The organism is Erwinia sp. TECH1, assembly GCF_054057575.1.
This window is the reverse complement of sequence record NZ_JBSRZK010000001.1, coordinates 2,212,413-2,227,131: the sequence shown is the minus strand read 5'-3', so window position 1 is coordinate 2,227,131 and position 14,719 is coordinate 2,212,413. Positions and strand designations below refer to the sequence as shown.

At 58.3% G+C, this 14,719-nt stretch carries 11 protein-coding genes; 5 read left to right on the top strand and 6 right to left on the bottom strand.

Annotated elements, in window-relative coordinates; all coding sequences use genetic code 11:
* Window positions 1-42: 42 nt before the first annotated feature.
* Window positions 43-972 carry a DNA replication terminus site-binding protein gene (gene tus, locus ACVWZ0_RS10475; RefSeq protein ID WP_253454346.1) on the top strand — a complete coding sequence of 310 codons (930 nt, stop codon included), beginning with the start codon at window positions 43-45 and terminating at the stop codon, window positions 970-972.
* Window positions 973-1,008: 36 nt separating this feature from the next.
* Here tus and fumC read toward each other — a convergent pair whose 3' ends face one another.
* Window positions 1,009-2,406: a class II fumarate hydratase gene (gene fumC, locus ACVWZ0_RS10470; RefSeq protein WP_253454347.1), complete on the bottom strand. Its 1,398-nt coding sequence runs from the start codon at window positions 2,404-2,406 to the stop codon at window positions 1,009-1,011.
* Window positions 2,407-2,771: 365 nt separating this feature from the next.
* Here fumC and ACVWZ0_RS10465 point away from each other — a divergent pair, with 365 nt between their 5' ends.
* Window positions 2,772-4,271 (top strand): YdgA family protein, encoded by a 1,500-nt coding sequence (locus tag ACVWZ0_RS10465; RefSeq protein ID WP_253454348.1) that lies wholly within the window; start codon window positions 2,772-2,774, stop codon window positions 4,269-4,271.
* A gap of 169 nt (window positions 4,272-4,440) precedes the next feature.
* Complete coding sequence (gene add, locus ACVWZ0_RS10460) at window positions 4,441-5,439, top strand: adenosine deaminase (RefSeq protein WP_253454349.1); 999 nt, start codon at window positions 4,441-4,443, stop codon at window positions 5,437-5,439.
* Between the two features lie 64 nt (window positions 5,440-5,503).
* On the opposite strand, the gene ACVWZ0_RS10455 is transcribed toward add, so the two are convergent.
* The 5 genes from ACVWZ0_RS10455 to ACVWZ0_RS10435 all read right to left on the bottom strand — a co-directional run bounded on the left by ACVWZ0_RS10455 (window position 5,504) and on the right by ACVWZ0_RS10435 (window position 11,094).
* Entirely contained in the window at window positions 5,504-6,544 is a 1,041-nt protein-coding gene (locus tag ACVWZ0_RS10455) for an oxidoreductase (RefSeq protein ID WP_253454350.1), read from the bottom strand.
* An 87-nt stretch (window positions 6,545-6,631) separates the two neighbouring features.
* A complete protein-coding gene (gene araC, locus ACVWZ0_RS10450) occupies window positions 6,632-7,543 on the bottom strand; it encodes an arabinose operon transcriptional regulator AraC (protein ID WP_125290101.1) in 912 nt (303 codons plus the stop codon).
* 9 nt (window positions 7,544-7,552) lie between these two features.
* Window positions 7,553-8,533, bottom strand: a complete 981-nt coding sequence (araH, locus tag ACVWZ0_RS10445; RefSeq protein ID WP_253454351.1) for an L-arabinose ABC transporter permease AraH — start codon at window positions 8,531-8,533, stop codon at window positions 7,553-7,555.
* A 15-nt stretch (window positions 8,534-8,548) separates the two neighbouring features.
* Complete coding sequence (araG, locus tag ACVWZ0_RS10440) at window positions 8,549-10,063, bottom strand: L-arabinose ABC transporter ATP-binding protein AraG (protein WP_125290103.1); 1,515 nt, start codon at window positions 10,061-10,063, stop codon at window positions 8,549-8,551.
* A 47-nt stretch (window positions 10,064-10,110) separates the two neighbouring features.
* The gene (locus ACVWZ0_RS10435) at window positions 10,111-11,094 is read right to left on the bottom strand and encodes an arabinose ABC transporter substrate-binding protein (protein WP_253454352.1); all 984 of its coding nucleotides are present in this window, start codon (window positions 11,092-11,094) and stop codon (window positions 10,111-10,113) included.
* A 345-nt stretch (window positions 11,095-11,439) separates the two neighbouring features.
* Between ACVWZ0_RS10435 and ACVWZ0_RS10430 the strand changes: the two genes are divergently transcribed.
* Both ACVWZ0_RS10430 and araA read left to right on the top strand, forming a co-directional pair.
* A complete protein-coding gene (locus tag ACVWZ0_RS10430) occupies window positions 11,440-13,122 on the top strand; it encodes a ribulokinase (protein ID WP_253454353.1) in 1,683 nt (560 codons plus the stop codon).
* Between the two features lie 9 nt (window positions 13,123-13,131).
* Complete coding sequence (araA, locus tag ACVWZ0_RS10425; protein ID WP_253454354.1) at window positions 13,132-14,637, top strand: L-arabinose isomerase; 1,506 nt, start codon at window positions 13,132-13,134, stop codon at window positions 14,635-14,637.
* Window positions 14,638-14,719: the final 82 nt, after the last annotated feature.

The following is a 14,719-nucleotide window of genomic DNA, read 5'->3' as shown; positions in this document are numbered from 1 at the left end:
CTCTCTACCCTCTTATAAGTATGTTGTAACTAAGGACATATGATGAGTCGATACGACGCCGTTGAAAATCTGCACCGCTGCGCCACGGATTTGCAGGCCGCTTTAGGCGAGCTTACGCAGCGGCTTTCCGGGCAGCGCCTGCTGGCCGCCCGCGTGTTTGAACTGCCGCCTGTTCAAAAAGGTCAGGAACACGATCCCGTCACGGAAATCGCCGTCGTGCAGCATCTGGCGCAGCCCGCCTTCGCCATGGCCCTCGCCCACTACGGCCGCCTTTATATGCAGCACCAGTCGGAAACGGTCAGCACCAAGGCCGCCGTTCGCCTGCCCGGCGCCATTTGCCTTGAGGCTTCACCGGAACAGGCCGATGCTTTACGGCAGCAGGTAGAGACCGTTAATAAACTAAAAAAGCGGCTGGAGGAAATTATTACGGTAGAGTCGGGCGTGCCCAGCGAAGAGCGTTTTGAATTTGTGCACAGCCATTTGCGGGGGCTAATAACGCTTAACGCTTATCGCTCTATCTCTTTACTCGACGCGCCCGATTCCGTGCGTTTCGGCTGGGCAAATAAACATATAATTAAAAACGTTAGCCGCGAAGAGATAGTAGAAAAACTGAAAAAAAGCCTGCGCTCCGGTCGCGCTATGGCGCCCTGGACGCGCGAACAGTGGGGGGAAAAATTACAGGATGAGATCGCCATGCTTAATTCGCTGCCCGCTACGGCAAAGCTGAAGATAAAAAGGCCGGTCAAGGTGCAGCCGATTGCCCGCGTATGGAATAAGGAACAGCAAAAACAAACGCAGCTCGCCTGCCCTTCTCCCTTGCTGGTGCTCTGCCCCGATGCCTTATCTGTCCCTAAGCTGGGCGAATTATTAAATTACGATGCCGGTAAGATCGTGCATCGATTTAAACCGGAAGCAAAAAAGCTCTTTTCGCTGATCCCTCGTTTACACCTTTACAGTGACCGCCTTGCATAAAAAAAGAGCGGAAACATTTCCGCTCTTATTCAGCTATTACGCTTTCATGCTGCCGACCATCTCTTCCGGCCTGACCCAAAGGTCAAACTCTTCTTCCGTTAGGTAGCCCAGCTTCAGCGCGGACGCTTTCAGCGTCAGGCCTTCTTTGTGCGCTTTTTTGGCAATTTCCGCCGCTTTGTCGTAACCGATATGGGTATTCAACGCCGTTACCAGCATCAGCGATTCATTCAGCAGTTGTGAAATACGATCGCGGTTCGGCTCAATGCCTACGGCGCAATGGTGATTAAAGCTGTCCATACCGTCCGCCAGCATCCGCACCGATTGCAGGAAATTATGAATAATCATTGGACGATAAACGTTAAGCTCAAAATTACCGGACGCGCCGCCCATATTGACCGCAACGTCGTTGCCCATCACCTGACAGCAAAGCATGGTCATCGCTTCACACTGCGTCGGATTCACTTTACCTGGCATGATAGAGCTGCCCGGTTCGTTTTCCGGAATGGCGATCTCGCCGATACCGCAGCGAGGGCCGGAAGAGAGCCAGCGCACGTCGTTAGCGATCTTCATTAACGAGGCCGCCAGTCCTTTCAGCGAACCGTGCGCGTGCACCAGCGCGTCGCAGGTTGCCAGCGCTTCAAATTTGTTTGGCGCGGTGACGAAAGGCTGCTTAGTCAGCTCCGCCAGCTCTTTGGCTACGCGTACCGCATATTCCGGGTGCGTGTTCAGCCCGGTACCAACCGCCGTGCCGCCCAGCGCCAGCTCCGCCACGTGCGGAATGCTCTGCTCAATATGCGTCAGATTGTGCTTCAGCATGGCCACCCAGCCGGAAATCTCCTGGCCCAGCGTCAGCGGCGTGGCGTCCTGAAGATGGGTACGGCCGATCTTTACGATGTCCTTATAGGCCTGTGCTTTTTCATCCAGCGTTTTTTGCAGCACTTTCAGCTGAGGGATCAGGTGCTCTTTCAGCGCGATAACGGCAGCAACGTGCATGGCGGTAGGAAAAACGTCGTTAGAGCTTTGGCTCTTGTTAACGTCGTCGTTAGGGTGCACCAGACGCGACATGCCGCGCTCGCCGCCCAGGATCTCGCTGGCGCGGTTGGCCAGGACTTCGTTCATATTCATATTGGTCTGGGTACCGGAACCGGTCTGCCAGATAGCCAGCGGAAACTCGGTTGCGTGCTGGTTGGCCAGAACCTCGTCGGCAGCCTGCACTATCGCCTGCGAGCGTTCTGCGGGCAGCAGGCCCAGATCGCTGTTCACCTTCGCCGCTGCGCGTTTGGTTAACGCCAGCGCGTGCACCAGTTCAACAGGCATCTTTTCGCTGGAGATGCGAAAATGCTCCAGAGAACGCTGCGTTTGCGCGCCCCAAAGTTTATCTGCCGGCACTTCGATGGAACCCATTGAATCTTTTTCAATGCGGTTGGCGGCCATGTCTCTCTCCTTTACTGGTTATGATGAAACCCAACTTGCCCGTCCGGGCGTTTTGCGCGGGCCATAGTATGACATACAATAATTTAACATTTTGCGAGCCGGTCGTCCTTATCGCATTTCGCCGCCGCCGAAAATTTCTTTCATATAACACAGAGTTAATACTTTTTTTTCTTTCTGCCTGGCCCGCATTTATTCTGGCAACCTGCCGCATTCTTTTTACATTACGCACGGAAGCCAGATTGCGGCTGACGCCGCGAGCCACAGTTGCTATCATAATTAACCTGTTATACAGAAACGTTTTTCTTGCCGGATTGCGCCGGATGCGATTGTCGGCATCGGTGACTTAAAAAAGGACGATTTTACAGATGAAAAAAACAAAAGTAGCGGTGGGCGTGATTGTCGCTCTTGGCGTGATTTGGACCGGTACGGCGTGGTTTACCGGTAAACAGCTGGAAAAGAACAGGGATGAACTGGTGCAGGAGGCCAACGCTCGCCTGAATGTGCTGGCACCGAACAGCCGCCTGAAGGTAAGCTATCAGGACTGGCAGCGCGGCGTTTTCAGCAGCTCGCTGCGCCTGGTGGTCCAGTCTGACTCACAGACCGAAGATACTTCGCCGCTGAAGCCGGGCCAGAGCGTGGTGTTTGACGAAAAAATCGATCACGGCCCTTTCCCTTTCGCCCAGCTGAAAAAATTCAATCTGATCCCCAGCATGGCTTCGGTACATACCCAGCTCGAAAATACCGACGCGGTGAAAAAGCTGTTTGAGATGGCTAAAGGCAAGTCGGCGTTGCAGGCGGAAACCCGCGTAGGCTACGGCGGCGCGACCGCTTCCGTTATTAAGCTGCTGCCGCTGGACTATACCAATGCCCAAACCGGTGAGCGCTTTGCCTCTAACGGCGGCACCATCAACCTCAGCGCCGATAAAAAAGGCGATAAGGTCGATTACGACGGCAAGCTGGAAAGCCTGGTGCTGACCATGCGCAATCAGCTTAATATGCCGGTTATGTTTACCCTGAACGGCCTGACCCTGGACGGCAAAACGCACCTTAACGCCCAGGGCCTGCGCATTGGCGATCAGAAAAGCAGCCTGGATAAGCTCAGCTCGACCGTAAACGGCCAGCCCTCTTTCGAACTGCACGGCATTAAGCTGAACTCCGCTTACGATAGCGTGAACAATCAGGTTTCCGGCACCACCGACCTTGCGCTGGACGCGATGAAAATCCGCGATCGGGACTTCGGTCAGGTCAAACTGTCGCTCAAGCTTTCCCAGTTTGACGCCGACGGTCTTAAGGCCTTCAGCGATAACTATCAAAGCCAGGTGCAGGCGCTAATGAACGAACCGGGCGTGAGCGATAACTTTGCGCTTTATCAGCAGCGTATCGGCGAAATCCTCAACGCCAACCTGCCGCTGCTGCTGAAAGGTAACCCGGTCATCACTATTGCGCCGCTGAGCTGGAAAAACGACAAAGGCGAAAGCAACTTTAACCTTTCCGTGCACTTTAAAGATCGCGTTGCCGGTGCGCCGCAGCCGCAAACCCTGAGCCAGGCGCTGGATAACGTGCTGAAAACGCTGGACGGCAAGCTGACTATCTCTATGGATATGGCCACGGAGATGATGACGCAGGTTGCTATGGCGGAAGGCTATAAGCAGGAAGAAGCCGCTAAGCTGGCCGATCAGCAGGTGAAAGGCGTGGCCGCAATGGGCCAGATGTTCCGTCTGACCAAACAGCAGGACAACAATATCGTCACCAGCCTGCAGTATGCGAGCGGCCAGGTTACGATGAACGGCGAGAAAATGACGCTCGACCAGTTCTTTGCCCGCTATATGCTGGGCGGCGAACCGGCGGCAATGCCGCAGCAGTAACCCCATCGTTAAGCTACCAACCGTACCGTGCGCAAGGCCGGTACGGTTTTTTATTGCGCCAGCGGGCAATTAATCGGCAGTTGGCCCGACAATCGCGCAATTCGCTGGTACAGCAGCGCGGAATGTTTTTATACTGTTATGCACTTTTATCACTACAGAGTGCACCGCCATGATTGATTCCCGTATTCCCCTTACCGATATCCATCGCCATCTTGACGGCAATATCCGTGCACAAACCATTCTTGATTTAGGCCGTGAATTTAACCTTACGCTGCCCGCCACCACGCTGGAAACGCTGCGCCCGCACGTGCAGGTAATGAAAAACGAGCCGGATCTGGTCAGCTTTCTGCAAAAGCTGGACTGGGGCGTCAAGGTGCTTGGCTCGCTGGAAGCCTGCCGCCGTATCGCGATGGAGAACGTTGAAGACGCCGCCCGCGCCGGTATCCACTATGCGGAACTGCGTTTTTCTCCCGGCTATATGGCGATGACCCACAACCTGCCGATCGCGGGCGTGGTGGAAGCCGTTATTGACGGCGTACGCGCGGGCTGCGAAAAGCACAACATTACCGTACGCCTGATCGGTATTATGAGCCGCACCTTTGGCGAAGAAGCCTGTCTGCTGGAGCTGGAGGCGCTGCTGGCGCACCGTGACGGCATCACCGCGCTGGATCTGGCTGGCGACGAGCTGGGCTTCCCCGGCAGCCAGTTTTTAAGCCACTTTACCCGCGCGCGCGACGCTGGCCTGCGTATTACCGTTCATGCCGGTGAAGCGGCAGGGCCGGAAAGCATCTGGCAGGCGATCCACGAGCTGGGCGCCGAGCGTATTGGTCACGGCGTGAAAGCGGTAGAAGATGCAAAACTGATGGATTACCTGGCGGAAAAAGGGATCGGCATTGAGTCCTGTCTGACCTCCAATATCCAGACCAGCACCGTCTCTTCGCTGCTGCACCATCCGCTGGCGACGTTCCTGGATCACGGCATTCTGGCGACCATCAATACTGACGATCCTGCCGTGCAGGGTATTGAGATTGGGCACGAATACAAAATCGCCGCGCCGCAGGCAGGCCTGAGCCAGCAGCAGATCCGTACCGCCCAGGAAAACGGCCTGAAAATCGCTTTCTTAAGCGAAGCGGAAAAAGAGGCGATTCGCGCCAGCGTAGCGGCCTGATCGCTAAAACTGCCCGGCAGCGCGCCGGGGCAGTTTTCGCTAAGCCTGCTGCAGTGCCATAAGACTACTTCAGCGACAGGGTCTGACGCTTCTCGGCGGATTGCAGGCCCAGTTCGATCAGCTCCATCACCTGAATCGCTTCCTGCGCCGTTACCGGATTCGCGCCGTCGCCGTTGATGGCGTCGCGAATGCCGGCGTAATAGGCCGGATAGTTGCCCGGCGTGGTCAGCAGCGTCTCTTCCGCCATCATTTCGCCGTTAGCCAGCGTGACCACGCCGTCGCGCATATCGTAGCCCCACTCTTCCTGCGGCGGACGCGCGCCCGCTCTCAGGCTGTCTTCCTGCGGATCCAGACCATATTTTACATAGCTGCCGCGCGTGCCGTGTACCTGATAGCGTGGCGATTCCGCCGCCGCCAGCATGCTGGCATGCAGCACCACCCGGCGCTTTGGATAGGTCAGTACGGCGTGGAAATAGTCGGTAGTCTGCGCGCCCGTGCGTAGCTCCGCCAGATCCACATTAATCGCCACCGGCGAACCGAACAGCTGGAGCGACTGGTCGATCAGGTGCGGCCCTAAATCGTACCAGATGCCGCTGCCCGCGCCCTTCTGCTCGCGCCAGCGGTTACGCACTTCCGGCCGGAAACGGTCAAAATGGGATTCAAAGTAGCGCACTTCGCCCAGCGTGCCTTCTGCCAGCAGCGTTTTCAGGGTCAGAAAATCGCTGTCCCAGCGGCGGTTATGAAAGACCGACAGCAGCAGGCCTTTGGCGGCCGCCAGCGCTTCCAGCTCGCGCGCCTGTGACAGTGTCACGGTAAAGGGCTTGTCCACCACCACGTGCTTGCCTGCGTTAAGCGCGGCTTTGGCCAGCGGGAAATGGGTGTCGTTAGGGGTGGGAATAACAATCAGCTTAATGGATGGGTCATCGAACAGCGCCTGCGGTTCGGCCACGACCGTGGCGGTGGGCCAGTCGGCATGTACTTTAGCAGCGTCGCTGCTGGATACGGCGGCCAGTTCCATGCCGGAAGTGCCGCTGATTAGGGGCGCGTGAAACGTCTTGCTGGCAAAGCCGTAGCCCACCAGGCCAACGCGAATAGTGTCGTTCATGTCAATTCCTCTTGTCGCTTACCCGAATGATTTAAGACTATCGTTCGGGCAAGGACAAGACGGATTAGGCTGAATGTTATAAGAAAGTTACTGACTGGCGCTCAGCAGATCCCAGCTTTCGCGCGTCACCAGCGTGTCGGCGTCCAGCGAGCGACGACGGAAATCGCTGGGGCTGACGCCTACGCGCTTGCGAAACACGCGGGAAAAATAGAGCTGATCGTCATAGCCCACAATGCGCCCCACGGTGGCGATAGGCTCCTGAGTGGTCTGCAACAGCAGCCTGGCGCGAATGATGCGCTGATCCTCTCGCCAGCGCAGCAGATTGATGCCCATCTGCTCGCGGAACAGGTGCGCCAGCCGCGACGGCGACAGGCACACGTGGTTGGCGACCTCGTCAATCTTCAGCTCGCCCGCCAGGTTGTTGGTCACGTACTGGCAGGCTTCGATGATACGCGGATCGCGGATCTGCTGATGGCTGCGCGGATCTTCTTCCACCGCGCGCAGCAGCAGCCTTTCCAGCAGGTTCATCGCCAGCTCTTCCGCAAAGCGTTTGCCGGAGGTGTGCGTCTGCTCAATGGTGGTAAACAGCCGTTCGAACTCGCCCCACAGCCGTTCGGGCAGCCGCAGCCTGCCGACGCCGCGCTTCTCATCCTGCCACACCAGCCAGCTGCTCCAGTAGGCGCGCGGGCGGAAGTAGATCCAGCGATGGTGCCAGCAGTCGCTCTCCGGCGAGCGGCCGTAGTAGTGCGAGGTTTTAGGCTGAAACAGCAGCAGATCGCCCGGCTCGCACTCAAACGCCTCTTCGCCGCTGAAGACCTGGCCACGGCCCTTGATGGTCAGGTTGATGATATAGCCTTTCATCCCGGAGGGCCGATCGATAAAGAAGTCGAGCGGATCGCCCGCGCCGATTGGCGTCAGGCCCGCCACCAGCCAGGCGTTAAAGGGATAGCCGGGCAGCAGCGGATTGGATTGCGCCACCGGCGCCAGACGATGATACATAACGCCTCCTCAGGCCGTTTTGGCTTTTTGTTTGTAGCGGTCGAAAATCACCGCCGCCAGCAGGATCAGGCCGCGCACCACATACTGCGAGAACGGCGAGATATTCAGCAGGTTCATCGCGTTTTCCACCGTGCCCAGGATCAGCACGCCCGCCACCACGTAGGAGATTTTGCCGATGCCGCCCTTCAGCGAGACGCCGCCCAGCACGCAGGCGGAGATAACGATCAGCTCATAGCCCAGCGAGGTCATCGGCTGGCCGCTGGTCATGCGCGAAGCGAGGATAATGCCCGCCGCGGCGGAAACCAGCCCGGAAAGAATGAAAATGATGATACGCGTGCGCACTACCGGTACGCCAGCCAGGCGAGCCGCTTCTTCGTTGCCGCCGATAGCCAGCGTGTTGCGGCCAAAGGTGGTTTTGTTCAGCAGAAAGCCAAAGACAATCAGCGTGCCGATGGTCAGCCAGACCGGTGCCGGAACGCCCAGCCAGCTGGCGTAGCCCAGCGCGAAGAAACGCTCGTCTTCAATGCCCACGGCCTTGCCGTCAGAGAAAATATAGGCCAGGCCGCGCACGATTTGCATCGTCGCCAGCGTGGTGATCAGCGCGTTGATTTTGAGTTTGGCGATCACGAAGCCGTTAACGAAACCGCAGAGCACGCCCAACAGCAGGCCCGCCGCAATGCCGATCCACAGGCTTTCCGTCATATTGATCACTACGGCGGCGGTGACGCCGGCGCAGGCAATCACCGAGGCGACCGAGAGATCGAAGTCGCCGGAGGCCAGGCAGAATAACATGCCGCAGGCCACCATGCCGGACATCGACATCGCCAGGCCCAGCCCTTTCATATTAATCAGCGTGCCGAAGTTGGGCACAAAGATCGTGCAGCCGATAAACAGCACGGCAAACACCACCAGCATCCCGAAATTATCCCAGATGCGGCTCAGGTTGACGCGCTGCGTTGGCGGCGTGGCGGAAGAGGTAGTTAAAGACATGATTGACTCCTTAAGTCAGGCTACGCGCTGCGTGGTTTTCGGCATGGCAAGCGCCAGCGTCAGGGCTTCGGTGGCTTCCTGATGGCTCAGCTCGCCCGCGATGGCGCCCTCGCGCATCACGAGAATGCGATCGGCCAGCCCCATCACTTCCGGTAAATCGCTGGAGGCGAAGAGCACGGCGATGCCCTCTTCCGCCAGCGCGTAAATCAAACGGTAAATTTCATTCTTGGCGCCGACGTCAATGCCTCGCGTTGGCTCGTCCAGCAGGATCACTTTCATCTCTTCCGACAGCCAGCGTCCCAGGATCGCCTTCTGCTGATTACCGCCGGAAAGATTCATGATTAGCTGGTCGGCGCCGGGCGTTTTAATATTCAGCGAGCGAATATGGCTGGCGGCGTTTTTACTTTCCCACTGGTTGTCGATCAGGCAGCCTGCGGTGAGGTTATTGCGCCGCGCGCTGATATTGATGTTGTCGCGCACGGAATGCACCGCGATGATGCCGTCCGCCTTGCGATCCTCCGGACAGAGCAGGATCCCGGCGCGGATAGCGTCGGACGGCTCACGAATGGTTAACGCTTTGCCGTCAAGCTGCACTTCGCCGCCGCTGATGCGCGTGCCGCCGAACAGCCCTTTCAGCAGTTCGCTGCGGCCCGCGCCCACCAGGCCAAACAGGCCGACGATTTCTCCCGCGCGCACCTCCAGCGAGATCGGCGTCCGCACGCCTTTGGCCTGCACGTTATCCAGCTTCAGGCGCACCTCGCCGGTTTTACGCGGCGCGTAGCCGTAAATATCGCCAATTTCGCGGCCAACCATTGCCTGCACCAGTTCATCATGGCTGGTGGCGCCGACATCCTGAAAGGTCCGCACGTAGCGGCCGTCTTTAAAGACGGTAATGGCGTCGCTGAGCGCGAAGATTTCTTCCATGCGGTGCGAAACATACAGCACCACTTTGCCCTCGTCGCGCAGCTGGCGGATCACGCGGAACAGCTGCTCGATTTCACGGGCGGAGAGCGAGCTGGTCGGCTCGTCAAAAGCGATGACTTTGGCATTCCTCGCCAGCGCCTTGGCGATTTCCACCATCTGCCACTGGCCAAGCGACAGCGATTTCAGCGGCGTATCGGGATCGATATCCATCCCTAAGTTTTTTAGCTGTAATCCCGCCTCGTAGCGCAGCAGCGAGCGGTTAACAAAGCCCGCGCGCTGCGGCAGCTGGCCCAGATAGATGTTCTCCGCTACCGACATTTCCGGCACCAGGTGCAGTTCCTGATAGATAATCGCCACGCCCGCGTTCAGCGCGTCGAGCGTGTTGGCAAAATTAACCGGCTGGCCTTTCAGGCGGATTTCGCCGCTGGACGGCTGATAGCTGCCGCTCAGGATCTTCAGCAGCGTCGATTTGCCCGCGCCGTTTTCGCCCATCAGGGCGTGCACCTGGCCCGCCGCACAGTCGAAGCTGATATCCGTCAGCGCCTTAACGCCGGGAAAGGTTTTGCCGATATTGTGAAAGCTCAGATACGGGGATGCCATGGTCATTCCTCGCTATAAGGTGCGCCGGGAGCCGCAGTGTGGCCCCCGTCCGATTACATCAGGCCTTTTTTAGCCAGCTCGGTTTTAAAGTTGTCGCGGGTGATCAGCACCACGTCGGTGACTTCGGTAAACTTCGGCGGCTCGGCGTCTTTGGTCACCCAGTCGTGGAGCATCTGAATGCTTTTATAACCGTGTACGTCCGGGCTTGGCAGCAGCGAACCGAAGAAACCGGTCGCCTTGCCTTTGGAGAGTTCGCTGATGGCGTCCACGCCGTTAATGCCGATGCCGATCACGTCCGGCGCCTTAAAGCCCTGGCCTTCGGTTGCGCGCACGCCGCCGAGGACGGTGTTGTCGTTCATGCCGACAATCAGCCAGTGTTTCACTTCCGGATGCTGCACCAGCAGCGAGTTGCCCGCGTCGAAAGCGCCGGGGATATCGTTGGATTTGGTCGGTACTTTATAAATCTGTGCTTCCGGGAAGCCTTCCGCCTTCAGCGCGTCCACTGACCCACTGGTGCGGCGACGTGCCGTATCCAGCTCGTCCGCCGTAATCGCCATGACGCCCGTTTCTTTCGCGTCCCAGCCGCGCTTTTTCATCTCCTTATAGAGTTCCTGCCCCTGACGCTCGCCAATTTTGGTTGCCGCCATCATCACCAGCGGCACCGTATCCATCGGTTTGCCTTTGGCTGTAACAAACTGATCGTCCACGGCAATCACTTTCAGATCGTAACTGCGGGCCTTCGCCACGATGGCGGAACCGAGTTTAGGATCGGGCGTGCAGATCACGAAGCCCTTCGCGCCGCTTGCGGCCAGGCTGTCGATAGCGTTCAGCGTTTTTTCACCATCGGGCACGGCGATTTTAATTACCTCAAAGCCTAAATCTTTGCCCGCCTTATCGGCGAACTTCCATTCGGTCTGAAACCAGGGTTCTTCCGGCTGCTTGACTAAAAAACCCAGCTTCATGGTGTCAGCGATAGCTGAATGTGACATAACGACGGCGAGGCCAGCGATGGCTAACGCCTGAGTAAATTTGTGCATGAGGCTCTCCGGCTCAGTGCCCGCTTTTGGCGGTTTAATGTAAACGGTATCATTCGGTCCTGGCACGCTGTAACGCCAGCATATTCGGCATTAGCGCAGACGCCGATAAGCGCTAGTTGTAATGGTAAAGATGCGTAGAAAGGGAGAGCGCTATCACACCCTGAGCTTTTAGCTGTTTAATCCATATATTTAGCAAAATTAACACAAATCAAACATTTGAAGTTGGTCACAAAACGCTGCGCGACGACAGAAAAGTGCATATTTGCAGCGCCCTTTAGACTAACCGCCTGGCGCGCGATTTCTTAGGGTAGTCATATCGTATTCATTGACCGCCCGGAGAGAAAAATGCAGTTGGACGCCATCACAATCGGTCTGGACTTTGGCAGTGATTCCGTACGCGCGCTGGCAGTAGAGTGTGCAAGCGGTAAAGAGCTGCAAACCGGAGTCGTCGCCTATCCGCGCTGGCAGGCGGGTCTGTACAGCCAGAGCCGCATCAATCAGTTCCGTCATCATCCGCAGGACTATATCGACGCCTTTGAGCGGGCCATAAGTGACGTTGTCACTAAATTAACGCCCGCTCAGCGCCAAAACATCGTGGGGATCGGCGTTGATTCCACCGGATCCACGCCAGCGCCCATCGATCGCGACGGCAACGTTCTGGCGCTGCGTCCGGAATTCGCCGAAAACCCCAACGCCATGTTTGTGCTGTGGAAAGATCACACGGCCATTAAAGAAGCGGAAGAAATTACCGCGCTGTGCCACAGCGGGCGTTTCGAGGACTACGCTCGCTTTATTGGCGGCACCTACTCCTCAGAGTGGTTCTGGGCAAAAATCCTGCACGTCAGCCGTGAGGATAAAGCGGTGCGCGAGGCGGCGGTCGCCTGGGTGGAGCTGTGCGACTGGGTGCCCGCCCTGCTCAGCGGCACTACCGCGCCGGAAGCGATCCGCCGTGGACGCTGCGCCGCCGGGCATAAATCGCTGTGGCATCCTGCCTGGGGCGGCCTGCCGGGCGCGGATTTCTTTAACGCGCTGGATCCGCTGCTGACGGAGCATCTGGATACGCCGATGTTCAGCGAAACCTGGACGGCCGAACAGCCCGTTGGGCAGATTACGGCGGAATGGGCGACGCGGCTTGGCGTGCCGTCTGGCGTGATGATTTCCGGCGGCGAGTTCGACTGCCATATGGGCGCCGTCGGCGCGGGCGCCACGCCTTACACGCTGGTAAAAGTGATTGGCACCTCAACCTGCGACATCCTGATCGCTGATGTGGATCGCGTCGGTGAGCGCGCCATTGACGGCATCTGCGGCCAGGTTAACGGCAGCGTGGTGCCGAATATGATCGGGCTGGAAGCGGGCCAGTCGGCGTTTGGCGATATGTACGCCTGGTTCAGCCGCCTGCTCAGCTGGCCGCTAATTCAGGCCGCCGAAAAACACCCGCATCTTCAGGCGGAGCTGGCGGAGATACAGAAAAATCTGCTTAACGAATTAACTCAGGCCTGGGCTGCCGATCCACAGCTGGATCATCTGCCGGTGGTGCTGGACTGGTTTAACGGCCGCCGCACGCCTTTTGCCAATCAGCGCCTGAAAGGCGTCATTACCGATCTTAACCTGGGTACCGACGCGGCCACGCTGTTCGGCGGTTTTATCGCCGCCACCGCCTTTGGCGCACGCGCCATTATGGAATGTTTCGAGCGTCAGGATATTCCGGTAGAAAACATCCTGACCCTGGGCGGTATCGCCCGTAAATCCCCGGCCATTATGCAGGTCTGCTGCGATGTGATGAACCGACCGCTGGATATCGTCGCGTCGGACGAATGCTGTGCGCTGGGCGCGGCGATTTTTGCCGCCGTGGCCGCCGGCGTCTATCCCGACGTGCCTGCCGCCCAGCAGAAAATGGCCAGCCCAATTGCTACCACGCTGCAGCCCGACGCCAGCCGCGTCGATCGCTATCAGCAGCTTTATCAGCGTTACCTTCAATGGTGCGACGTGGCCGAACCCCTGTTCGCCCCGCGCCAGCTCAACAGTTAAGGAGAAAGTATGGCTCAGCTCAATGCGCTCAGCGTCTGGTTTGTTATCGGTACACAGCACCTTTACGGCAGTGAGACGCTGCGTCAGGTGGAGCATCATGCTCAGCAGGTGGTGGACGGGCTTAACCGCGACGGCAATCTGCCGTTTCGTCTTCAGCTCAAGCCGCTGGTGAAAAGCCCTGATGAGGCGCTGGCGCTCTGTCGCGAGGCGAACTATGCCGACGAATGTTTAGGCATCATCACCTGGCTGCATACCTTTTCGCCCGCCAAAATGTGGATTGGCGGCCTGTCGGTGCTGAACAAGCCGCTGTTGCAGTTCCATACCCAGTTCAACGCGGAGATCCCGTGGGACAGCATGGATATGGACTTTATGAACCTGAACCAGACCGCGCACGGCGGCCGCGAGTTCGGCTTTATCGGCGCGCGGATGCGGCTGCCGCACAGCGTGATCACCGGCCACTGGCAGGATAAAGCCGCCCAGGAGCGCATCGGCAAGTGGATGCGCGCCGCTGCCGCTAAGCAGGCCAGCTCGCAGCTTAAGGTCGCACGCTTTGGCGACAATATGCGCGAAGTAGCGGTAACGGAAGGCGATAAAGTGGCGGCGCAGATCCAGTTCGGCTACTCGGTTAACGGCTGGGGCGTGGGCGACCTGGTGGAGGTGATTAACGGCGTCAGCGATGGCGACGTCAACGCGCTGATCGATGAATACGAGAGCCTGTATGACTTTACGCCAGCGGCGGCAGCCAACGGCGAGAAGCGACAGAACGTGCTGGATGCGGCCCGCATCGAGCTGGGGATCAAAAGCTTTTTGCAGGCCGAAGGCTGCATGGCGTTCACCACCAACTTCCAGACCCTGCACGGCATGACCCAGCTGCCGGGCCTGGCGGTACAGCGACTGATGGGCCAGGGCTACGGTTTTGCCGGCGAAGGCGACTGGAAAACCGCCGCGCTGCTGCACATCTTTAAAGTGATGGCGACCGGTCTGCCGGGCGGCACCTCCTTTATGGAGGATTACACCTATCACTTCTCGCCGGGCAACGAGCTGGTGCTGGGTTCGCATATGCTGGAAGTCTGCCCTTCCATCGCCAAAGAAAGCCGTCCGCTGATTGACGTGCAGTATCTGGGCATTGGCGGCAAGGCCGATCCGGCGCGCATGATTTTCTCCACGCCAGCCGGACGCGCGGTGAACGCCAGCGTGATCGATATGGGCGACCGCTTCCGCCTGCTGGTGAACGTCGTCGACGCCGTGGAACAGCCCAAGCCGCTGCCGAAACTGCCGGTAGCCCGCGCCCTGTGGCGCGCACAGCCTTCGCTGGCAACGGCCTCGGAAACCTGGATCCTCGGCGGCGGCGCGCACCATACCGTGTTCAGCCAGGCGCTGACGGTGGAGGATATGCGTCAGTACGGCGAAATGCACGGTATCGAGGTGCTGGTGATTGACGAAGAAACCACGCTGCACGGCTTTAAGGACGCGCTGCGCTGGAACGAGGCGTACTATCGGCTGAATCAGCGTTAAGCCTGCCGATCTGGCAAGCATATAAAGCCCCAACGGAGACGTCGGGGCTTTTATTTTATCTGTCGCCGGACGGGCTCCCCGC